33 protein-coding genes are annotated in these 18,665 nt (G+C 40.8%); 30 read left to right on the plus strand and 3 right to left on the minus strand.

Annotated features, from left to right (window positions below; genetic code table 11):
- Positions 1-64: 64 nt before the first annotated feature.
- Entirely contained in the window at positions 65-1,486 is a 1,422-nt protein-coding gene (locus tag FHS10_RS27765) for a C45 family autoproteolytic acyltransferase/hydrolase (RefSeq protein WP_259097337.1), read from the minus strand.
- 122 nt (positions 1,487-1,608) lie between these two features.
- Between FHS10_RS27765 and FHS10_RS27770 the strand changes: the two genes are divergently transcribed.
- From FHS10_RS27770 to FHS10_RS27780, 3 genes are all read left to right on the plus strand, one after another.
- The gene (locus tag FHS10_RS27770) at positions 1,609-2,778 is read left to right on the plus strand and encodes a retropepsin-like aspartic protease (protein ID WP_259097338.1); all 1,170 of its coding nucleotides are present in this window, start codon (positions 1,609-1,611) and stop codon (positions 2,776-2,778) included.
- Positions 2,779-2,844: 66 nt separating this feature from the next.
- On the plus strand, positions 2,845-3,075 hold the full coding sequence (locus FHS10_RS27775; RefSeq protein WP_259097340.1) for a DUF2520 domain-containing protein: 231 nt from the start codon (positions 2,845-2,847) through the stop codon (positions 3,073-3,075).
- A complete protein-coding gene (locus FHS10_RS27780; RefSeq protein ID WP_259097342.1) occupies positions 3,065-3,217 on the plus strand; it encodes a hypothetical protein in 153 nt (50 codons plus the stop codon). Before FHS10_RS27775 ends, FHS10_RS27780 begins: the two co-directional genes overlap by 11 nt.
- Here the strand turns inward: FHS10_RS27780 and FHS10_RS29355 are convergent.
- Positions 3,171-3,314 carry a DUF433 domain-containing protein gene (locus tag FHS10_RS29355; RefSeq protein WP_374759843.1) on the minus strand — a complete coding sequence of 48 codons (144 nt, stop codon included), beginning with the start codon at positions 3,312-3,314 and terminating at the stop codon, positions 3,171-3,173. The two genes, FHS10_RS27780 and FHS10_RS29355, sit on opposite strands and share 47 nt — an antisense overlap.
- A 426-nt stretch (positions 3,315-3,740) precedes the next feature.
- Positions 3,741-4,766, minus strand: coding sequence for a hypothetical protein (locus tag FHS10_RS27785; protein ID WP_259097344.1), 1,026 nt, complete (start codon positions 4,764-4,766; stop codon positions 3,741-3,743).
- 330 nt (positions 4,767-5,096) lie between these two features.
- Between FHS10_RS27785 and rplC the strand changes: the two genes are divergently transcribed.
- From rplC to rpsD, 27 genes are all read left to right on the plus strand, one after another.
- Complete coding sequence (rplC, locus tag FHS10_RS27790) at positions 5,097-5,714, plus strand: 50S ribosomal protein L3 (protein ID WP_259097345.1); 618 nt, start codon at positions 5,097-5,099, stop codon at positions 5,712-5,714.
- Position 5,715: 1 nt separating this feature from the next.
- A complete protein-coding gene (gene rplD, locus FHS10_RS27795; RefSeq protein WP_259097347.1) occupies positions 5,716-6,345 on the plus strand; it encodes a 50S ribosomal protein L4 in 630 nt (209 codons plus the stop codon).
- 6 nt (positions 6,346-6,351) lie between these two features.
- A complete protein-coding gene (gene rplW, locus FHS10_RS27800; protein ID WP_259097348.1) occupies positions 6,352-6,642 on the plus strand; it encodes a 50S ribosomal protein L23 in 291 nt (96 codons plus the stop codon).
- A gap of 7 nt (positions 6,643-6,649) precedes the next feature.
- Complete coding sequence (gene rplB / locus FHS10_RS27805; RefSeq protein ID WP_259097350.1) at positions 6,650-7,477, plus strand: 50S ribosomal protein L2; 828 nt, start codon at positions 6,650-6,652, stop codon at positions 7,475-7,477.
- A complete protein-coding gene (gene rpsS / locus FHS10_RS27810; protein ID WP_076377419.1) occupies positions 7,477-7,743 on the plus strand; it encodes a 30S ribosomal protein S19 in 267 nt (88 codons plus the stop codon). The genes rplB and rpsS overlap by 1 nt, the downstream gene beginning before the upstream one ends.
- Positions 7,744-7,746: 3 nt before the next feature.
- A complete protein-coding gene (rplV, locus tag FHS10_RS27815) occupies positions 7,747-8,175 on the plus strand; it encodes a 50S ribosomal protein L22 (protein ID WP_259097355.1) in 429 nt (142 codons plus the stop codon).
- Between the two features lie 6 nt (positions 8,176-8,181).
- The gene (gene rpsC, locus FHS10_RS27820) at positions 8,182-9,096 is read left to right on the plus strand and encodes a 30S ribosomal protein S3 (RefSeq protein ID WP_259097357.1); all 915 of its coding nucleotides are present in this window, start codon (positions 8,182-8,184) and stop codon (positions 9,094-9,096) included.
- 48 nt (positions 9,097-9,144) lie between these two features.
- Positions 9,145-9,567, plus strand: coding sequence for a 50S ribosomal protein L16 (gene rplP / locus FHS10_RS27825; RefSeq protein WP_259097359.1), 423 nt, complete (start codon positions 9,145-9,147; stop codon positions 9,565-9,567).
- 133 nt (positions 9,568-9,700) lie between these two features.
- Positions 9,701-9,910: a 50S ribosomal protein L29 gene (gene rpmC / locus FHS10_RS27830; RefSeq protein WP_259097361.1), complete on the plus strand. Its 210-nt coding sequence runs from the start codon at positions 9,701-9,703 to the stop codon at positions 9,908-9,910.
- Between the two features lie 20 nt (positions 9,911-9,930).
- Positions 9,931-10,185, plus strand: coding sequence for a 30S ribosomal protein S17 (gene rpsQ / locus FHS10_RS27835; protein ID WP_008506277.1), 255 nt, complete (start codon positions 9,931-9,933; stop codon positions 10,183-10,185).
- 1 nt (position 10,186) lies between these two features.
- Positions 10,187-10,555 (plus strand): 50S ribosomal protein L14, encoded by a 369-nt coding sequence (rplN, locus tag FHS10_RS27840; RefSeq protein WP_073405786.1) that lies wholly within the window; start codon positions 10,187-10,189, stop codon positions 10,553-10,555.
- A 2-nt stretch (positions 10,556-10,557) separates the two neighbouring features.
- Complete coding sequence (rplX, locus tag FHS10_RS27845) at positions 10,558-10,902, plus strand: 50S ribosomal protein L24 (protein ID WP_259097362.1); 345 nt, start codon at positions 10,558-10,560, stop codon at positions 10,900-10,902.
- A complete protein-coding gene (gene rplE / locus FHS10_RS27850; protein WP_290302867.1) occupies positions 10,902-11,465 on the plus strand; it encodes a 50S ribosomal protein L5 in 564 nt (187 codons plus the stop codon). Before rplX ends, rplE begins: the two co-directional genes overlap by 1 nt.
- A complete protein-coding gene (rpsN, locus tag FHS10_RS27855; RefSeq protein WP_090643411.1) occupies positions 11,458-11,727 on the plus strand; it encodes a 30S ribosomal protein S14 in 270 nt (89 codons plus the stop codon). The genes rplE and rpsN overlap by 8 nt, the downstream gene beginning before the upstream one ends.
- 202 nt (positions 11,728-11,929) lie before the next feature.
- Positions 11,930-12,328: a 30S ribosomal protein S8 gene (gene rpsH, locus FHS10_RS27860; protein ID WP_259097366.1), complete on the plus strand. Its 399-nt coding sequence runs from the start codon at positions 11,930-11,932 to the stop codon at positions 12,326-12,328.
- Between the two features lie 16 nt (positions 12,329-12,344).
- Positions 12,345-12,902, plus strand: coding sequence for a 50S ribosomal protein L6 (rplF, locus tag FHS10_RS27865; protein ID WP_259097367.1), 558 nt, complete (start codon positions 12,345-12,347; stop codon positions 12,900-12,902).
- Between the two features lie 5 nt (positions 12,903-12,907).
- Positions 12,908-13,261 carry a 50S ribosomal protein L18 gene (gene rplR, locus FHS10_RS27870; protein WP_259097369.1) on the plus strand — a complete coding sequence of 118 codons (354 nt, stop codon included), beginning with the start codon at positions 12,908-12,910 and terminating at the stop codon, positions 13,259-13,261.
- 12 nt (positions 13,262-13,273) lie between these two features.
- On the plus strand, positions 13,274-13,792 hold the full coding sequence (rpsE, locus tag FHS10_RS27875; RefSeq protein ID WP_090643427.1) for a 30S ribosomal protein S5: 519 nt from the start codon (positions 13,274-13,276) through the stop codon (positions 13,790-13,792).
- Between the two features lie 6 nt (positions 13,793-13,798).
- Positions 13,799-13,978: a 50S ribosomal protein L30 gene (rpmD, locus tag FHS10_RS27880; RefSeq protein ID WP_259097371.1), complete on the plus strand. Its 180-nt coding sequence runs from the start codon at positions 13,799-13,801 to the stop codon at positions 13,976-13,978.
- Positions 13,979-13,982: 4 nt separating this feature from the next.
- Complete coding sequence (gene rplO / locus FHS10_RS27885) at positions 13,983-14,429, plus strand: 50S ribosomal protein L15 (RefSeq protein ID WP_259097372.1); 447 nt, start codon at positions 13,983-13,985, stop codon at positions 14,427-14,429.
- Between the two features lie 7 nt (positions 14,430-14,436).
- Positions 14,437-15,780, plus strand: coding sequence for a preprotein translocase subunit SecY (gene secY / locus FHS10_RS27890; RefSeq protein WP_259097373.1), 1,344 nt, complete (start codon positions 14,437-14,439; stop codon positions 15,778-15,780).
- Positions 15,781-15,788: 8 nt separating this feature from the next.
- The gene (gene map / locus FHS10_RS27895; protein WP_259097375.1) at positions 15,789-16,580 is read left to right on the plus strand and encodes a type I methionyl aminopeptidase; all 792 of its coding nucleotides are present in this window, start codon (positions 15,789-15,791) and stop codon (positions 16,578-16,580) included.
- Positions 16,581-16,643: 63 nt separating this feature from the next.
- Complete coding sequence (infA, locus tag FHS10_RS27900) at positions 16,644-16,862, plus strand: translation initiation factor IF-1 (protein WP_090643449.1); 219 nt, start codon at positions 16,644-16,646, stop codon at positions 16,860-16,862.
- Positions 16,863-16,870: 8 nt separating this feature from the next.
- Complete coding sequence (gene rpmJ / locus FHS10_RS27905) at positions 16,871-16,987, plus strand: 50S ribosomal protein L36 (protein WP_074487407.1); 117 nt, start codon at positions 16,871-16,873, stop codon at positions 16,985-16,987.
- A 91-nt stretch (positions 16,988-17,078) separates the two neighbouring features.
- Positions 17,079-17,456, plus strand: a complete 378-nt coding sequence (rpsM, locus tag FHS10_RS27910; RefSeq protein WP_259097380.1) for a 30S ribosomal protein S13 — start codon at positions 17,079-17,081, stop codon at positions 17,454-17,456.
- Between the two features lie 129 nt (positions 17,457-17,585).
- The gene (gene rpsK, locus FHS10_RS27915; RefSeq protein ID WP_259097382.1) at positions 17,586-17,975 is read left to right on the plus strand and encodes a 30S ribosomal protein S11; all 390 of its coding nucleotides are present in this window, start codon (positions 17,586-17,588) and stop codon (positions 17,973-17,975) included.
- 65 nt (positions 17,976-18,040) lie between these two features.
- Entirely contained in the window at positions 18,041-18,649 is a 609-nt protein-coding gene (rpsD, locus tag FHS10_RS27920; RefSeq protein WP_259097384.1) for a 30S ribosomal protein S4, read from the plus strand.
- The last annotated feature ends 16 nt before the right edge of the window (positions 18,650-18,665 follow it).

Raw genomic sequence — 18,665 nt, forward strand, 5'->3', positions numbered from 1 at the left:
AGTACTATTTATAACATAGTACTATTTATTTTATTTTTAATTTTTTGCGTTACTCCTAACATTGCTACTTCGCCGCAAACACCGTCCACGGATAAGCCTTCATATCCCTTAAATATTTAGCCTGGTAGTTATATTCGGGATGTTTCTTGAGGAATGGGGCTGCCAGGAAGTCGTCACCGCTGGGGTGTCCCATATGGGCCCAAAGCTGTAGTTTGCTTACCATATCGGCATTTGCTACTTTGCCCTGTACCGCGCCCATCGGGAAGTATGGGCCTTCGCTCCATTCGGGGCATCCTTTGGGGTCCTGGTCAATATGGCCGTCAATAACGCAGCGGTTCAGCGCCTTTTTGCCGTTAAGCGCATCAAAGGTATCACCTTCAATGGTTTTACCATTTTCGGCATCAAGTTTGCCTTTATAATCTACACATACCAGTTTTTCCATCCGCAACCGTCTGGCATTGGGCGAACTTGTTTTATTGTTTACATCAAACGTTGTTTCCTGTTTAATCAGGTTAGGGTCTTCGGGGAAGTTTGATCCTATCATGGCTGTATCTTTTGATCGCCATACTTTTTGAGTTTTTAAACCTAATTCCAGTTTGGCTACTTCGTTGGTTTTGGTATCGCCAATAAGCCAGTCGTTGGCATAGCCGCCATTGTTATCGGTGCTCATGATCTTTATTACATCATCAATATTGTTGCTGTATTGCGCAGCTTTACGGGCGCGTACAAATTCGGGTGTGCGGGTAGTATCAAAGCCTTTAAAGCCGGTAATGGTAGTTTCAGTGATCGCTATGCCACTGCTGGTTTCTACAAAATCATCGCCGCTGTGGATAAAGCCAGGCGCAGTATCCATTAAAATGTGGTTGCCTTTTGCGGGCACAATATCGGCTATTACATTCCAGCGTTCGCCTTCAATATAGTCCGTCCAGTTATTATGGCCGATAACTATCTTGCCGTCTTTAGTGTATTTGCCGGTGGCGATAAACGCGCTGCAATTGCCCGGGGCTTTGTTATCACCGCTGCCCGGTTTAACTTTGTTCATGAGTTGGGGCACGTAGTATTGTGCCAGCTCAATGTTGGCGTTAAGGGCGGTAACATCTAAAGTGTCGTATTTAAGCCCTTTGGCTTGCAAGCCTTCGCTTATCCCGCGAATTTCATCCTGGTACTCTTTATCTATTTTTTTCCATAAAAAACGGGCACTGGCTTTACGGTAAAACGCCCAGTCCTTTTTACTGCCATAGGGCAGGTAATATTGCATTACCTTAATTAGGGTGTCAATTTCTTTTGATAACAGGTAGCCATGCTGATAGCCAATATCGGCAGGAGAGCCGGCCAGGTGTACATATATCCAGCCATTTTTATCTTCACGACTGGCCTTGCCCAGGCGGTCATGAACATCAGTAGCTTTCTCTGTAGTTTTTTGTTTGCAGGCAAACAGCGACGCTGCCACAAAAATAATGGCAATTGTTTTGGCTAAATATCTCATTGTAGTTAACAGCTTAATTGTTAAGGTGGTTCAATTTAATGAAATAAAGCTAAAATAACTAAACAGCTATGGCGTTTTATTCAGGCATTTAAATTTTGTAGCTTGTACAGCTAAACACTACCATGAAAATTATAACCTGTTGCCTTATATCACTATTAACGGCATCTGTTTGTTTTGCCCAAAATTTCTCCTTTAACCAGGGTGGCGTTAAAAATGCAGGCTATTATGAGGAAATCCCTTTTGAAAATGTTAACGGGAGGATATTTGTTTACCCCCAGCTGGCTGGCAGGAAGTATAAGTTTATTTTAGATACAGGTTCGCCTACTAACATCAGTAAAGCCTTGGCTACCCAATTGGGCCTGTCTGTGATCAGTAAAAATGTTGCACGTGATTCCAATGGCAACAAAGACTCTTTGATCGCAGTAAATCTGAAAGAAATTAAATTAGGTAACCTGACATTTAATGATGTGCCTGCGGGGACGTTGGAATCTCAATTGTATAAATGCTGGGAAATTGATGGGGTTATTGGCAGCAACATGCTGCGTAACTCCATTGTACAAATAGCAAGCGATAAGCGCTTGCTCATTATTACCGATCAACCGGATAAACTGAAGTTAGATCCCAAACACAGCGTACCGTTAAAAGCTTCAGCAGGGCAGAGCGATCCGGTTATTACCGTAAAATTAAACAATAAAGTAAACCTGTACCTGGAGTTCGACTCTGGCGATAATGCTTTTTTAAGGATGACTGAGGACATCATGAACCAACTTACTAAATACAATGCCTATGAAGTACTGTCAAAGGGGTATGGTGCCAACCAGTTTGGCGTGATGGGTTTGCAACAAAATGCCGAGAAGTATCTCATTAAAATTCCAAGCTTAAAAATAGGGCTTGCCCGGTTTGATAATACCATAACCTCAACAAATAAGGTAAGCAACCCGGCTATTGGCAGTAAACTGTTTGATTACGGTACCGTTACGCTCGATTTTATGCACGGCAGGTTTTACTTTGATGCAACTAATGAGGTTAATGATCTTAATGCAAAACAATGGCCATTTGAACCGGCGATAATTGGCGATAAACTGGTAGTCGGCGTTGTTTTTGAAAAGGCGATGACCCTGGTAAAGCCAGAACAGCAAATTATAGCTATTGACGATAAGGATTTTTCGACTGTTGATTTTTGCTATATGCTCAACAATGGCAGGTATATCCTTGGCGCAAAAGAATCTGCAACTTTTACCATTAAGGATGCGCAGGGGAATGTAAAAAAGATAGAGGTTAAGAAGGAGTGAAGGAAGGCGGCTTACTACGCTTGGTTATGCTTTTCATTGTTACAGAAAAATGTATAAATTTGTTATATGACAACGCTTACTATCGAAATATCTGAAAAGGCAGGAAAAACACTTGCCGATCTGGTTGAACAGTTGGGGGGCAAGGTAATTTCTGTTAAAGAAGATAAAAAGCAAAGTAAGGCTGCAAAAAAGGAACAGATACTGAAAGACCTGGAAGAATCTGTGCAATTTGTAAAACAGCATCAGGCAGGTAAGGTGGAAGCTAAATCAATAGAGCAGTTATTAAATGAGCTTTAAAATTTTACCTACGCCTCTGTTTGAAAAGGAACTAAAAAAGCTTGCCAAAAAATATCCCTCAATAAAAACAGATCTTAAAGCTCTTGTAGCCGAACTCATAGCAAAATGGAGATGTATGTGGCATATTGCAGGCATTGGTTAACGTCCTCCAACTCTAACGCCGGGTATTTCTCAATAATCTCGCTTTTTTTCATTCCATTCGCAATAAGATTCAGTATCAATGATACAGTTATACGCATGCCCCTAATGCACGCTTTGCCAATTCATTATATCGGGATTTGATGTTATGCGATTAAGAGTCAACATATGTCTTTTTAGTGAAAACAGGCAAAATTATCTAAAATGATCACTTATAAATTCGTTAGTGATCATGTGAATAATAGCTTGTTCACAATATTGCATTTGAAAGTAAATCGATTAGTTGAATCGCGCAAAGACGCTGGAGCGCAAAGCAATTCATTATTTCTCTTGGCGTCCTGGCGTCTTTGCGCACAAACTAATTCTTCTTTTTATTTGGAGTATGTCAAAAGCTATTTCCCTGTGTTTGAATAACGTAAATGAATAACCCTTTTTAGCAATAGGGATAGAAACGGATACCGGCCCGTGATTAAGGCCTTGTGTAGTATGAGTGAATAGCCCGAGCCGCAGGCATTGCCCTTAAAATATTAATTGAGCGTTTTCATGCCGTTATTTATCATTTCGGCAAATGCTTCGTAACTATCAATATTCATCAATATGGTGCTAACCATTTTGCTTTTACCATAAAGTTTATCTACCTGTACTGGTTTTTTGAAGGTTATAAGGAGGTTGCCGCTGCTTTTTATTATTCCTCCTTTTAAATAACTCTCGTCTGAATGATAGTCATTAACAATTTTGCTTACCGAACTGATGTTAGCTATATCAACTATTGCCCGCCAGCGTAGGCCTGTGCGCAAAAGCAAGGTAGTTTGGTTTATTTCTACTTTTCTTTTAATCACCGCCGATAGATCGGCAACCAGGAAAATAACGCCATAAAGGGTAAGCCCGGTAGCTATCATAGCTGCCATGTGGCTCCATTTTAACAGCAGCAGGTGAAAAGCAAATGTTTCTACCATGATGGCCACAAAAAGGATACACCATATAGCTATATAGCCATAATCTTTATGGGTGCTAAATGAGCGGCTTTGGGTAAGGGCCGGTTGTTCTTGTTTCCACGATAGTAAGCCATATTTTAAAACAGCCAGTTCCGAAGCTATAATTTTTACGCCTAAGGAATCGCCCAGGGTGTTGGTCATTGCCAGGCGTAAGTTATAAATAGGATCGGGGAGGAGTGCCTTTTGTACTTTATAGGCTACGCGCAACCTGTTGATTTTGGTGAAGGCATAAATAATAAAAAGGAGTTCGGCAAGGGCCGATAGTTTACGAATTTGCAAAATGTATGTTTTTTGCTGTGCCGGAAGTAACAGGTAAGCAATAACCGAACAAATGCTTATCACAAACAGTAACCGCTTTGCCGAAGCTTTTGACGGGCGGATAATGATAAGGTAGTATAATGCCGGGAAAGTGACGATAAAATCGGCCAGCAAGCCATCGGCAACTTTATCTCTTACATTTAATGCTACGGCATGAAGCAATATCCATCCGCCAAAAAATATCAAAATAGCTATTATGCTGATCAAAATAACGTTTCGGAAAAGGGAGGTTGCAGGCATGATATATTGTTTTTACAAATCTAATTTTATGACATCGGGTTGGCCAACGCGCGTAATTTGATGCCCGTTATTTTTGTACCGGTGTGCTAATGTTAACGTGCGGCAAAATACAACAAACTCCTTTCTTTTTGTACTACTTTAAACCAATTAGGCTCCAATAAGATAGCCCGAAACCGCCAGTTAAAACAATGATATAAAAATTATAAAAAAATAACGCACTAACTATTTGATTATTACTGTAAAGTTTCTATCTTTGCCATCCCTTTCGGGGGGAATAATATGTCTTGAACGAAGCCCTACTGCTTCGATGGACACAAATAAATTAAAGAAATGTCAGGAATTATTGGTAAAAAAGTAGGAATGACCAGCATTTTCGACGAAACAGGGAAGAATATTCCTTGCACCGTAATCGAAGCTGGCCCTTGCGTGGTAACACAAGTTAAGTCTGTAGATACAGACGGATATGCTGCTGTACAGCTGGCATATGGCGACAAAAAGGAAAAAAACACTTCTGGTCCGTTAAAAGGACACTTCCAAAAAGCCGGTACAACTCCAAAGCGTAAGCTTGTTGAATTCAAAACTTTCGAGGACGAAAAATCATTAGGTGACACTGTTACTGTTGAGATTTTCGCTGCGGGAGATTTTGTTGATGTAGTTGGTACTTCAAAAGGTAAAGGATTTCAGGGTGTGGTAAAACGTCATGGTTTTGCTGGTGTGGGTATGCAAACTCACGGTCAGCACAATCGTTTACGTGCGCCGGGTTCTTTGGGTGCGTCATCATGGCCATCGCGTGTATTTAAAGGCATGCGCATGGCAGGTCAAACCGGTAACGTTCGTGTTAAAACGCAGAACTTACAAGTGGTTAAGGTTTACGCTGAGCAAAACCTGTTGGTTGTTAAAGGTTCCATCCCTGGAGCCAAGGGTTCATTCGTAATAGTGGATAAATAAGATGGAAGTAAACGTATTAAACGTATCAGGTAAAGAAACAGGTGCCAAGGTGCAGCTTCCTGAGTCGGTATTCGGTATTGAACCAAACGATCACGCGATCTATCTTGATGTTAAGCAGTTTTTAGCTAACCAACGTCAGGGTACACACAAATCAAAACAGCGTAACGAGATTGCAGGTTCAACCCGCAAATTATATAAACAAAAAGGTACAGGTGGTGCCCGTGCAGGTAGCGTTAAATCTCCATTATTTAATGGTGGTGGTCGCGTTTTCGGTCCGCAACCACGCGATTACAGCTTCAAGTTAAACAAGAAGTTAAAATCACTGGCCCGTAAATCGGCTTTATCATACAAAGCAAAGGATAACAACATTTTAGTATTGGAAGATTTTAATTTTGATAACATCAAAACTAAAACTTACATTAAAATGGAGGCTGATCTGAATGTTACTAATGACAAAACATTATTAGTAGTAGCAGCTGCCGAAAATAACAATGTGTATTTATCAAGCAGAAACCTGAAGAAAACTAAAGTAATTTCAGTTGAGCAGCTAAACACTTATGATGTGTTAAACGCTGGTAAATTGTTATTAACTACAGGCGCTGTAAAAACTTTGGAGGAAGCATTAGCTTAAGTAATTATGGAAATTTTAAAGAAACCCCTACTTACTGAAAAAGTAACTCAATTAACCGAGAAACTTAACCGTTATGCTTTCAAAGTTGATCACAGAGCAAACAAAATTCAGATTAAAGGTGCCATTGAGGCAATGTATGGTGTAAACGTTAAGGCGGTAAACACCATGAAATATGTCGGCAAACTTAAAACTCGCAACACTAAGGCAGGCGCCGTACAAGGCCGCATTGCAACTTACAAAAAAGCGATCATTACGTTAAACGCCGGTCAAGTAATTGATTTTTACAGCAATATATAATTAAGACATGGCAGTAAAGAGATTTAAACCGGTTACCCCGGGTACCCGCTTCAGAGTTGACGTATCTAACTCAGATATTACAACAAACGTTCCTGAAAAGTCGTTGGTTGTATCAGCCAACACAAGATCGGGCGGACGTAACAACAGCGGTAAAATGACTATGCGCTACATGGGTGGTGGTCATAAACAAGCATATAGGCTGATTGATTTCAAACGTAATAAATTTAACATCCCGGCAAAAGTTGCAACTATTGAGTATGATCCTAACAGATCTGCACGTATAGCACTGTTACACTTTGTTGATGGTGAAAAACGATACATGATAGCTCCGGAAGGCTTAACAGTTGGAACGGTAGTTGTATCTGGCGAGGGCGCAGCACCAGAGGTTGGTAATACCATGCCTTTGAAAAACATCCCGTTAGGTTCTATCATTCACAACATTGAGTTAAACCCAGGCCAGGGTGGTGTTATTGCCCGTAGCGCCGGTACTTACGCTCAGCTTTCAGCACGTGATGGCAAATATGCTATTATCAAATTGCCTTCAGGCGAAACACGTATGATATTGTCAACTTGTTTGGCAACTATCGGTACCGTTTCAAATGGCGAAAGAGCAAACGCGGTGTTAGGTAAAGCTGGTCGCAAACGTTGGTTAGGCCGCAGGCCGCGTGTTCGTGGTGTTGCCATGAACCCGGTAGATCACCCTATGGGTGGTGGTGAGGGTAGAGCCTCAGGTGGTCATCCACGTTCACGTAAAGGTTTGTTAGCTAAAGGCTACAAAACTCGTGATAAGAAAAAAGGGTCGGATCGTTATATCATTGAAAGAAGGAAAAAATAATGGCACGTTCAATTAAAAAAGGACCTTATATTGATCATAACCTGGAAAGAAAAGTTCTTACCTTGAATGAATCAAGCAAAAAATCAGTTGTAAAAACATGGTCACGTCGTTCCATGATCTCTCCTGATTTCGTTGGTCACACATTCGCAGTACACAATGGTAACAAGTTTATCCCTGTGTACGTAACAGAAAACATGGTTGGTCACAAGTTGGGAGAATTTGCTCCAACCCGTACATTCCGCGGTCACGCAGAAAAGAAAAAATAAGGCATGGAAGCAACAACTAAAATCAAAAAGTCTGTACTGATCAGACAGCAAAAAGAAGCTGCAAAAGCCATTGTTGGCGGCGCTTCAGTTGCTAAACTACAGGATTGCCCAACCTCACCACGTAAAATGCGTTTGGTGGTTGATCTGATCCGTGGCGAAAACGTTGAGAAAGCGTTAGCTATACTGAAATTTACAAATAAAGAAGCTGCTATTCGTGTAGAGAAACTTTTGTTATCAGCTATCAAAAACTGGGAAGCAAAAAACGAAGGCAAACGTGTTGAAGAAGCAGGTTTATTTGTAAAAGAAATTTCAGTAGGTGGTGGCCGTCAGCTTAAAAGGTTACGCCCTGCTCCGCAAGGAAGAGGATACCGTATCCGTAAACGCTCAAATCACGTAACACTTATTGTGGATAGTAAAAACGATAACAATTAATTTGAAATGGGACAGAAAGCACATCCAATAGGTAACAGATTAGGAATCATCAGAGGTTGGGATTCTAATTGGTTCGGTGGCAATCATTATGCCGACAAATTAGTTGAAGACGAAAAAATCCGCAAATATCTTTCAGCTCGTATCGCTAAAGGTGGCGTATCAAAAGTAGTTATTGAACGTACTTTAAAACGCATCACTGTAACTATCCACACTGCCCGTCCGGGTATTGTGATTGGTAAAGGCGGTGCCGAGGTTGATAAGATCAAAGAAGAGTTGAAAAAACTTACTAAAAAAGAAGTTCAGATCAACATTTTTGAGATCAAACGCCCGGAGCTTGATGCACAATTAGTTGCAGAAGGTATCGCAAAACAATTAGAAGCACGTATCTCTTTCCGTCGTGCCATGAAAACTACTATCGCATCAACCATGAGAATGGGTGCTGAAGGTATCAAGATCATGACATCTGGCAGGTTAGGCGGTGCCGAGATGGCACGTAGCGAACAATATAAAGAAGGTAGGATTCCTTTGCACACTTTCCGTGCCGATATTGACTACGCATTAGCAGAAGCATTAACTACTTATGGTAAAATAGGTGTTAAAGTATGGATCTGTAAAGGCGAAGTTTACGGCAAGCGCGATTTATCTCCAAACATTGGCGGTACAAGCAGCAGCAGCGGTAAAGGTGGCAGGCCAGAAGGCGCATCAGCAGGTTTCGGTGGCCGCGACAATGCTCGTGGTGGCGAACGTGGTGGTGAGCGCAGAGGCGACAGGAAACCAGGTGGTGACCGCAGAGGTGGCCCGGGTGCAGGTGGCAACAATGGTCCTCGTGGTGGTGGTAACAGCCGTCCGGGTGGTCCAGGTGGCAACCGTCCAGGTGGTCAGGGAGGCGGCAATCGTCCAGGTGGCCCAGGAAAGAGATAATAATTAAAGTAGAAGACAAATATCGTAACGATATAAAAGTTTAAGAAAATGCTACAGCCAAAAAGAACGAAGTTCAGAAAGATGCAAAAAGGCAGGATGAAAGGTTTAGCCACTCGTGGTGCTGAACTTTCATTCGGATCTTTCGGTGTAAAATCACTCGAGTCGGCATGGATCACCAGCCGCCAGATCGAGGCTGCACGTATCGCTGTAACACGTTTTATGAAACGTGAAGGCCAGGTGTGGATCAGGATATTTCCTGACAAGCCTGTAACCAAAAAACCAGCAGAGGTACGTATGGGTAAAGGTAAAGGTGCTCCTGAGTACTGGGTAGCGGTAGTACGCCCCGGAAGGATCATCTTTGAAGCCGAAGGAGTGCCTTTGGAAGTTGCTAAAGAGGCTTTACGCCTGGCAGCCCAAAAGCTTCCTGTACAAACAAGATTTATAGTACGTAGGGATTACGTAGAGGCATAAATAATTGTTCGGAGTAGTTGAAAGGTTGTAATGTTTAAAGGTTGAAAAACCATATTGATTTAACAACCGCCCCAAAAGGGAACTTTTTAACATTTCAACTTTCCAACTTTACAACGAATAAAATAATAAGAAAATGAAAAACTCAGAAATTTTGGAGCTATCAACAGAAGAATTGAATGCGAAGTTAAGCGAGGAAAGGTCAACCCTTACCAAACTAAGGTTTGCACACGCAGTTTCGGCTATTGAGAATCCATCCCGTATAACAAAGGTACGCAAGGGAATTGCTCAGTTAAATACTGAATTAACAAAGCGCAAAGCGGCGTCGGCTTCTGAAAAGAATTAATTTTTTAAGCATTCAGAAAAATGGAAAGAAATTTAAGAAAAACACGTACCGGCCTGGTAGTTAGCAATAAGATGGAAAAATCTATCGTGGTTGCTGTTGAGCGTAAAGTGAAACACCCTATCTACGGTAAATTCGTGAAAAAAACCACAAAATTTATGGCTCATGATGAGACCAATACCTGTGGCATTGGCGATACCGTATTGATTATGGAAACCCGCCCGCTGAGCAAGAGCAAAAACTGGAGATTAGTTCAAATTTTAGAAAGGGCTAAATAAGATGGTACAACAGGAATCAAGATTAAACGTAGCCGATAACAGTGGCGCTAAAGAAGTTTTAGTGATCCGTGTTTTGGGTGGTACCGGCAAAAGGTACGCATCTATCGGCGATAAGATAGTAGTAACCGTAAAAAGCGCTTTACCTTCAGGTAACGTTAAAAAAGGTACTGTATCAAAAGCCGTAGTAGTACGCACCAAAAAAGAGATCCGCAGAAAAGATGGTTCATACATCCGTTTCGACGATAACGCAGCTGTTTTGTTAAATAACCAGGATGAGCCAAGAGGTACCCGTATCTTTGGCCCGGTTGCAAGAGAACTACGTGAGAAACAATTTATGAAAATTGTATCATTAGCACCGGAGGTATTGTAATCATGGAAAAGAAAAAAATTGCAACACCAGGCAAATTAAAAATTCGCAAAGGCGACCTGGTAAAAGTTATGGCCGGCGATTCAAAAGGATCACAAGGTAAAATTGTTGAGGTATTAGTTGACAGGAACAGGGCTATTGTTGAAGGTGCTAACATGGTATCAAAACATACAAAACCTAATGCTGCTAACCCTAACGGTGGAATTGTTAAACAGGAAGCTGCTATACACATTTCAAATCTGGCATTGGTTGATCCTAAAACAGGAACCACAACCCGTGTTGGCCGTAAGAAAAACGATGCCGGCAAATTAGTAAGGGTATCAAAAAAATCAGGGGAGGAAATTAAGTAATGTCTTACATACCAAGATTAAAAACAAAATATAAGGACGAGATTCGCACCGCACTGAAAGATAAATTTCAGTACAAAAGCGTAATGCAGGTTCCTAAACTTGAAAAAATTGCCATTAACCAGGGTGTTGGCGGTGCTACTACCGATAAGAAATTGATCGAGAACACCATCACCGAGTTAACAACCATCACTGGTCAGCAGGCAGTATCTTCAAAATCTAAAAAAGATATCTCAAACTTTAAATTGCGTAAAAATATGCCGGTAGGCGTACGTGTTACCTTGCGTGACAACACAATGTACGAGTTTTTGGATCGTTTGATCGCTGTTGCTTTGCCACGTATCCGTGACTTTAAAGGCATTAACGACAAAGGTTTTGACGGAAGAGGTAACTATACTTTAGGTATAACAGAGCAAATTATATTCCCTGAGATAAATATTGACAAAATCAATAAAATCCAAGGTATGGATATTACCTTTGTAACCTCCGCAACAAACGATGTTGAAGCATTGGAGTTGTTGAAACAATTTGGATTACCATTTAAAAATCAAAATAGCAATGGCTAAAGAAGGTGTAAAGGCACGTGAAGTAAAGCGCGCTAAATTGGTTGCTAAATACGCAGAGAAAAGAGCAGCCCTTAAAGAAGCCGGCGATTACGTAGGCTTAGATAAATTACCTAAGGCTTCATCACCGGTAAAATTACACAACCGTTGTAAATTAACCGGCCGCCCACGTGGTTACATGCGTCAGTTTGGTATTTCACGCGTAACATTCCGTGAAATGGCTCTTGATGGCAAAATCCCGGGAGTAAAGAAAGCAAGCTGGTAATACAGTAGCAGGTATATAGTATCAAGTAGCAAGACATTTTTTGACTTGCGAACGGTATTGAAGAGTGTGGGTAGTTAGCGTCAGAAAACAAGATAAGATCTTGATACCTGATACTAACTACTTGATACTATAAAAAAGAATTAACCGATGGCAGGTCGTCCCGGATGTTACGGGAAGGAAACCACTATCATAACACAATAAAATGAATACAGATCCAATCGCAGATTATCTTACAAGAGTAAGGAATGCTATTAAAGCCAACCATAGGGTTGTTGAAATTCCTGCATCAAATCTGAAAAAGGAAATCACCAAGGTGCTTTTCGACAAAGGTTACATTGCCAATTACAAGTTTGAAGACGGTACAGTACAAGGCACTATTAAAGTGGCTTTAAAATACCATCCAATCACTAAAATTTCTGCTATCCGTAGCATTACGCGCATCAGTAAACCAGGTTTGAGGAAATACGCAGGCATGGATAAAATGCCAAGAGTATTAAATGGTTTAGGTATCGCCATCCTGTCAACTTCTAAAGGCGTTATGTCTGATAAAGAAGCTCGTCAGCAAAATGTTGGTGGTGAGGTTTTATGCTACGTTTATTAATAGGAGAAATTAAGCAATGTCAAGAGTAGGAAAAGCACCGATAGCACTACCAGCAGGAGTAACTATTACCGTATCAGCAGATAATGTTGTTACTGTAAAAGGCCCTAAAGGTGAGTTGCAGCAAGCGGTTGATAGCGATATCACCATTGCACAGGAAGACGGTCAGTTACTGGTTCAACGCCCGTCTGATCAAAAACGTCACAAAGCATTACATGGTTTATACCGTGCGCTTTTAAATAACATGGTAATAGGTGTAACAGAAGGTTACAAAATACAGCAAGAATTAGTTGGTGTAGGTTACCGTGCAACCAATACAGGTAATACATTAGATTTAGTGTTGGGTTACTCTCACCACTATGTATTTGAATTGCCAACAGAAATTAAAGTTACAACCACTGCTGATAAGGGTAAAAACCCAACTATCATACTTGAATCAATTGACAAACAGTTAATTGGCCAGGTAGCTGCAAAAATACGCTCATTACGTACTCCAGAGCCTTACAAAGGTAAAGGTATTAAGTTTGTAGGCGAGATATTGAGAAGAAAAGCAGGTAAATCAGCATCTAAAAAATAATCGTCATGGGAGCTAAATTATCAAGAAGAGACAGGATTAAAAAAGGCATCAGAAAACGCCTTTCAGGATCAACAGAGCGTCCTCGCCTGTCAGTATTTAGGAGCAATAAAGGTATTTACGCGCAGATCATTGACGATTTAACCGGTAAAACTATCGTATCAGCATCATCTTTATCAAAAGATTTTGTAGCAGCTGATGGCACCAAATCTGATCAGTCAGTAGCCGTAGGCAAACTGGTAGCTCAGAAAGCTATCGCAGCTGGTATCAAAGATGTGGTTTTCGACAGGAACGGTTATTTGTACCATGGTCGTGTTAAGTCACTGGCCGAAGGTGCACGTGAAGGTGGTTTAAACTTTTAATCGAAAAGAGAAATGTCAACAATCAACATAAAAAGAGTAAAAACAAGCGAGATCGAATTAAAAGACCGCTTGGTAAGCATACAGCGTGTTGCCAAAGTAACCAAAGGTGGCCGTACATTCAGCTTTTCTGCCATTGTGGTAGTGGGTGACGAAAACGGTGTTGTAGGTTACGGATTAGGCAAAGCAAAAGAGGTAACTGAAGCAATTGCAAAAGGTATCGATGACGCTAAAAAGAACCTTGTAAAAGTTCCTATTATCAACAACACTATCCCTCATGAGCAAATTGGTAAATTTAGCGGTGGTTTCGTTTTCTTGAAACCAGCAGCAAATGGTACCGGTGTAATTGCTGGTGGTGCAATGCGTGCAGTGTTAGAGTCTGCAGGTATTCACAACGTGTTAGCAAAATCAAAAGGTTCATCAAACCCGCACAACGTGGTTAAAGCAACCGTATCTGCATTATCACAATTACGTGATGCGCATACTGTGGCTCAGCAACGTGGCGTTAGTTTAGGTAAAGTATTTAACGGATAATCAGTCATGGCCAAAATCAAAATAACACAGATTAAGAGCGTGATCGACAGAAGTGAGCGCCAAAAAAAGACGATCGAAGCCTTAGGCTTGCGTAAAATTAACCAAAGCGTTGAAGTTGAAGCAACTGCTGCGATTATAGGTATGGTTAGAAAAGTTAACCACCTGGTAGCAGTAGAAAATATTTAATATCATGAATTTAAGTAATTTAAAACCTGCAGAAGGTTCTACTAAAAATAGAAAAAGAATTGGCCGTGGTACAGGTTCTGGCCGTGGCGGTACGTCAACCCGCGGCCATAAGGGCGCTGGTTCACGTTCAGGTACAAGCACCAAAGTTGGTTTTGAAGGCGGTCAGATGCCTTTACAACGTCGTGTTCCTAAGGTAGGGTTTAAAAACCCTAACCGTGTGGAGTACACAGGTGTTAACCTTGATGTATTGCAAGAGTTAATAGAGAAATACACACTTACTAAAGTTGATTTCGCTACTTTAAAAGAACACGGCTTAGCTTCACGTAACGACCTGGTTAAGATCCTTGGCCGTGGCGAACTGAAAGCCAAAGTTGAAGTTGAAGCACATGCATTTACTGCTACAGCTCAAAAAGCTATTGAAGCAGCTGGTGGTACCATAGTTAAGCTATAATTTTAGGATGAAGAAATTTTTCACCACATTATCCAATATCTGGAAAATCGAAGATCTGAGAGTGCGTATTATAAACACACTCTTATTTCTTTTAATCTATCGCGTCGGTTCTTTCGTGGTTTTGCCAGGAGTGAACCCTACTATAGCGATGTCAAACGGAAAAGCTGAAGGATTAGTAGGATTGCTGAATATGTTTGCAGGAGGTTCGTTTTCACGTTCCTCTATTTTTGCATTGGGTGTAATGCCTTATATTTCGGCTTCAATTGTGGTGCAATTATTAGGTATCGCAGTTCCTTACTTTACCAAATTGCAAAAAGAGGGCGAAAGCGGTCGTAACAAACTTAACCAGTGGACACGTTACCTAACTATAGGTATCACTGCTTTACAGGCTATAGGTTACTTAAAATCGCAGATCCCGGCTAACTCTATGCTTATTGCAAACCCGGCATTTACCATACTTAACATGTTTGTTTTAACCGCAGGTACATTATTTGTAATGTGGCTGGGCGAAAAAATTACAGATAAAGGTATAGGGAACGGTATATCACTGATCATTATGGTTGGTATTATTGCCCAGTTGCCAGGTGCGTTTTTAACAGAGTTTACTTCGCGTACCACCGGTACAGGCGGTTTGATAACTTTCATTGTTGAAATTGTGGCCCTTATTGGTGTGGTAATGTTTACTATACTTATAGTACAAGGCACCCGAAAAATTGCTGTGCAGTATGCTAAACGTATAGTAGGTAACAAACAATATGGTGGCGTACGCCAGTATATACCTTTAAAGGTAAATGCTGCAGGTGTAATGCCAATTATATTTGCCCAGGCATTAATGTTTATACCACAAACTGTACAACAGTTTATGCCAAGCATTTCTTCAAACGGTATACTAATAGCTTTATCAAACGGTAATTCATGGCAGCATAATTTATTGTTTGGTATCCTTATCATCCTGTTTACTTACTTCTATACCGCTATTACGGTTAACCCTAACCAAATGGCCGATGATATGAAGAAGAATGGCGGCTTTATCCCCGGGATTAAACCAGGTAAATCAACAGCGGATTATATTGATGCTGTAATTTCAAGAATTACTTTACCCGGATCAATTTTCCTGGCTATTATAGCAGTCATACCGGCTATTGCCAGTTTGGTTGGTGTTTCTCCAATATTCGCAAGATTTTTTGGCGGTACATCATTGATCATCCTGGTGGGTGTTGTTTTGGATACTTTACAGCAAATTGAAAGTCACTTGCTGATGCGTCATTACGATGGTTTGATGAAAACCGGAAGAATTAAAGGACGTACTGCAATGCCGGCTGCTGCGGGTACAACCCCAACAGCGATCTAATATTAATAATGTCAAAAATCATTTACAAGTCTGCCGAGGAAATAGAGCTCATCAGGGAAAGCGCTTTGCTGGTGTCAAGAACACATGCAGAAGTTGCGAAAATAATAGGCCCGGGTGTTACTACTATCGAACTCGACAGACTTGCTGAAACCTTTATAAGGGACAATGGCGGGATTCCCGCCTTTTTAAACTACGGAGGTTTTCCATATTCCCTTTGCATTTCATTGAATGACCAGGTAGTACATGGTTTCCCCGGAAAACATGTATTGGTTGAAGGTGACCTGGTATCTGTAGACTGTGGCGCTATCTTAAACGGTTTTGTAGGCGACTCGGCCTATACCTTTGCCATTGGCGAGGTAAGTGATACTGTTAAGAAACTCATGAGGGTAACCAAAGAGTGTCTTGACCTGGGTGTTGCTAAGGCTGTAGTAGGCATGCGAATTGGCGATATAGGCTACGCGATACAGGAACATGCCGAGAAGAACGGCTTTGGTGTAGTTAAAGAGCTTGTAGGGCACGGCGTGGGCGTTAAGCTGCATGAGAAGCCCGAGGTACCTAACTATGGCAAGCGCGGTGCAGGTATTAAACTGGAAGAAGGAATGGTGATAGCTATTGAACCAATGATCAACGCGGGCCGTGCCGGTGTTAAATTTTGGGATGATGGCTGGACAGTATCAACTGTAGATAAAAAACCAAGCGCTCATTATGAGCATACCGTTGCGGTAGGTAAAGGCAAACCAGACATTTTATCGACATTTGAATTTGTTGAGAATGTTTTAAAAGAAAAGAATAATAATTAAAATATTTTTATTAATTTTGCATCCCGGTTTTAGGGCGGATAATTAAGTAATAATCAACAAAATATGGCCAAACAATCTTCGATTGAGCAAGACGGTACAATTAGGGAAGCATTGTCAAATGCAATGTTCAGGGTTGAACTTGAAAATGGTCACGAGATTATTGCGCACATTTCCGGCAAAATGCGTATGCACTACATTAAAATTTTACCTGGCGACAGAGTAAAATTAGAAATGAGTCCGTACGATTTAAGTAAGGGTAGAATAACCTATAGATATAAATAAAATACGAGATGAAAGTTAGAGCATCCATTAAAAAACGCAGCGCTGATTGCAAGATCATTCGCCGTAACGGGAAACTTTACGTTATTAACAAAAAGAATCCTAAGTACAAACAACGCCAGGGCTAAGAACAATTTTGAATTGGAGAACGATTGAATTACTGATTTTAAGGAATTCGATAATTCAATAATTCGATAACTCAATAAATAAAAAAGAAATATGGCAAGGATATCAGGTATTGATTTACCAAAAAATAAAAGAGGAGAAATCGGACTTACTTACATTTTCGGTATTGGCCGCTCAACAGCTCAAAGAATTTTAGCTGAAGCAGGTATCGATGTGAACATTAAAGTACAGGAATGGACCGATGATCAGTTAGCCTCAATTCGTGGAATCATCAACGATCAAATCAAGGTAGAAGGTTCACTTCGTTCTGAAGTGCAATTGAACATCAAACGTTTGATGGACATTGGTTGCTACCGTGGTACACGTCACCGTAAAGGTTTACCATTACGTGGTCAGCGTACTAAAAACAACTCACGTACCCGTAAAGGAAAACGTAAAACAGTTGCTAACAAGAAAAAAGCTACTAAGTAGTAAATAATGATTGGTTAGCGGCGGGTAGTTATATACTTTAAGCTTACCAGGAACAAAAAATTATAATCACGATTAGTGGGTCCGGGTTATTCTATAGCTCAGTAATTCATTAATTCAATAATTAAAAAAATGGCTAAAAGTAAAAAAGTTACCAAAAAGCGCATTGTGATTGTTGAGCCGGTTGGCGAAGCACACATCAATGCAACTTTTAACAACATCATCATTACCCTTACCAACAAAACCGGCCAGGCTATTTCATGGTCATCTGCTGGTAAAATGGGCTTTAAAGGTTCAAAGAAAAACACTCCGTATGCTGCAGGTCAAGCTGCCGGCGATTGCGGTAAAGTTGCGTACGACTTAGGTTTGCGTAAAGTTGAAGTGTTTGTAAAAGGCCCGGGTGCCGGTCGTGAGTCAGCTATCCGTACTTTGCAAACTGCAGGTATTGAAGTTACCACTATTAAAGACATTACGCCGCTTCCACACAATGGTTGCCGTCCGTCAAAAAGAAGAAGAGTTTAATTAACAGATTTTAAAGCTAAGATTCACCAACGTAAGGTTGGCTGATACTTTAAAAATACACAAAAATGGCCAGATATACAGGACCAAAGTCCAAAATTGCACGTCGTTTCCGTGAGCCGATCTTCGGTCCGGATAAAGCGTTAGAACGTAAAAACTATCCACCGGGAATGCATGGCGCTTCAAAACGTCGTGGAAAACAATCTGAGTATTCAACTCAGTTAATGGAGAAACAAAAAGTTAAATACACTTACGGTGTATTAGAGCGTCAGTTCGAAAACTTGTTTCACCGCGCTTCTGCAAAAGAAGGTATCACAGGCGAAAATCTGTTGAAATTCTTAGAAGCCCGTTTAGATAACGCAGTTTACCGTTTAGGTATTTCACCAACCCGTTCTGGTGCGCGCCAATTGGTAAATCACAAACACATTAACGTTAACGGTGCTGTTGTAAACATTGCATCATACGCGTTAAAAGCTGGTGACGTAATATCTGTACGTGAGAAATCTAAATCACTTGAAGCTATTACTACATCAGTAGCCGGAAGAAGAATCAACAAATACAGCTGGTTAGCTTGGGATGCCAATGAATTAACAGGTACATTCCTTAACTATCCTAACCGCGATGAGATCCCTGAAAACATCAAGGAAAACCTAATCGTCGAGTTGTACTCAAAATAATAAAAATAATTATCCA

The organism is Mucilaginibacter dorajii (assembly GCF_024808255.1).
GTDB lineage: Bacteria > Bacteroidota > Bacteroidia > Sphingobacteriales > Sphingobacteriaceae > Mucilaginibacter > Mucilaginibacter dorajii.

Coding starts and splice junctions, on each gene's coding strand:
- FHS10_RS27765 (WP_259097337.1), bottom strand. CDS start 1,486: ATGAGATATTTAGCCAAAACAATTGCCATTATTTTTGTGGCAGCGTCG.
- FHS10_RS27770 (WP_259097338.1), top strand. CDS start 1,609: ATGAAAATTATAACCTGTTGCCTTATATCACTATTAACGGCATCTGTT.
- FHS10_RS27775 (WP_259097340.1), top strand. CDS start 2,845: ATGACAACGCTTACTATCGAAATATCTGAAAAGGCAGGAAAAACACTT.
- FHS10_RS27780 (WP_259097342.1), top strand. CDS start 3,065: ATGAGCTTTAAAATTTTACCTACGCCTCTGTTTGAAAAGGAACTAAAA.
- FHS10_RS29355 (WP_374759843.1), bottom strand. CDS start 3,314: ATGCGTATAACTGTATCATTGATACTGAATCTTATTGCGAATGGAATG.
- FHS10_RS27785 (WP_259097344.1), bottom strand. CDS start 4,766: ATGCCTGCAACCTCCCTTTTCCGAAACGTTATTTTGATCAGCATAATA.
- rplC (WP_259097345.1), top strand. CDS start 5,097: ATGTCAGGAATTATTGGTAAAAAAGTAGGAATGACCAGCATTTTCGAC.
- rplD (WP_259097347.1), top strand. CDS start 5,716: ATGGAAGTAAACGTATTAAACGTATCAGGTAAAGAAACAGGTGCCAAG.
- rplW (WP_259097348.1), top strand. CDS start 6,352: ATGGAAATTTTAAAGAAACCCCTACTTACTGAAAAAGTAACTCAATTA.
- rplB (WP_259097350.1), top strand. CDS start 6,650: ATGGCAGTAAAGAGATTTAAACCGGTTACCCCGGGTACCCGCTTCAGA.
- rpsS (WP_076377419.1), top strand. CDS start 7,477: ATGGCACGTTCAATTAAAAAAGGACCTTATATTGATCATAACCTGGAA.
- rplV (WP_259097355.1), top strand. CDS start 7,747: ATGGAAGCAACAACTAAAATCAAAAAGTCTGTACTGATCAGACAGCAA.
- rpsC (WP_259097357.1), top strand. CDS start 8,182: ATGGGACAGAAAGCACATCCAATAGGTAACAGATTAGGAATCATCAGA.
- rplP (WP_259097359.1), top strand. CDS start 9,145: ATGCTACAGCCAAAAAGAACGAAGTTCAGAAAGATGCAAAAAGGCAGG.
- rpmC (WP_259097361.1), top strand. CDS start 9,701: ATGAAAAACTCAGAAATTTTGGAGCTATCAACAGAAGAATTGAATGCG.
- rpsQ (WP_008506277.1), top strand. CDS start 9,931: ATGGAAAGAAATTTAAGAAAAACACGTACCGGCCTGGTAGTTAGCAAT.
- rplN (WP_073405786.1), top strand. CDS start 10,187: ATGGTACAACAGGAATCAAGATTAAACGTAGCCGATAACAGTGGCGCT.
- rplX (WP_259097362.1), top strand. CDS start 10,558: ATGGAAAAGAAAAAAATTGCAACACCAGGCAAATTAAAAATTCGCAAA.
- rplE (WP_290302867.1), top strand. CDS start 10,902: ATGTCTTACATACCAAGATTAAAAACAAAATATAAGGACGAGATTCGC.
- rpsN (WP_090643411.1), top strand. CDS start 11,458: ATGGCTAAAGAAGGTGTAAAGGCACGTGAAGTAAAGCGCGCTAAATTG.
- rpsH (WP_259097366.1), top strand. CDS start 11,930: ATGAATACAGATCCAATCGCAGATTATCTTACAAGAGTAAGGAATGCT.
- rplF (WP_259097367.1), top strand. CDS start 12,345: ATGTCAAGAGTAGGAAAAGCACCGATAGCACTACCAGCAGGAGTAACT.
- rplR (WP_259097369.1), top strand. CDS start 12,908: ATGGGAGCTAAATTATCAAGAAGAGACAGGATTAAAAAAGGCATCAGA.
- rpsE (WP_090643427.1), top strand. CDS start 13,274: ATGTCAACAATCAACATAAAAAGAGTAAAAACAAGCGAGATCGAATTA.
- rpmD (WP_259097371.1), top strand. CDS start 13,799: ATGGCCAAAATCAAAATAACACAGATTAAGAGCGTGATCGACAGAAGT.
- rplO (WP_259097372.1), top strand. CDS start 13,983: ATGAATTTAAGTAATTTAAAACCTGCAGAAGGTTCTACTAAAAATAGA.
- secY (WP_259097373.1), top strand. CDS start 14,437: ATGAAGAAATTTTTCACCACATTATCCAATATCTGGAAAATCGAAGAT.
- map (WP_259097375.1), top strand. CDS start 15,789: ATGTCAAAAATCATTTACAAGTCTGCCGAGGAAATAGAGCTCATCAGG.
- infA (WP_090643449.1), top strand. CDS start 16,644: ATGGCCAAACAATCTTCGATTGAGCAAGACGGTACAATTAGGGAAGCA.
- rpmJ (WP_074487407.1), top strand. CDS start 16,871: ATGAAAGTTAGAGCATCCATTAAAAAACGCAGCGCTGATTGCAAGATC.
- rpsM (WP_259097380.1), top strand. CDS start 17,079: ATGGCAAGGATATCAGGTATTGATTTACCAAAAAATAAAAGAGGAGAA.
- rpsK (WP_259097382.1), top strand. CDS start 17,586: ATGGCTAAAAGTAAAAAAGTTACCAAAAAGCGCATTGTGATTGTTGAG.
- rpsD (WP_259097384.1), top strand. CDS start 18,041: ATGGCCAGATATACAGGACCAAAGTCCAAAATTGCACGTCGTTTCCGT.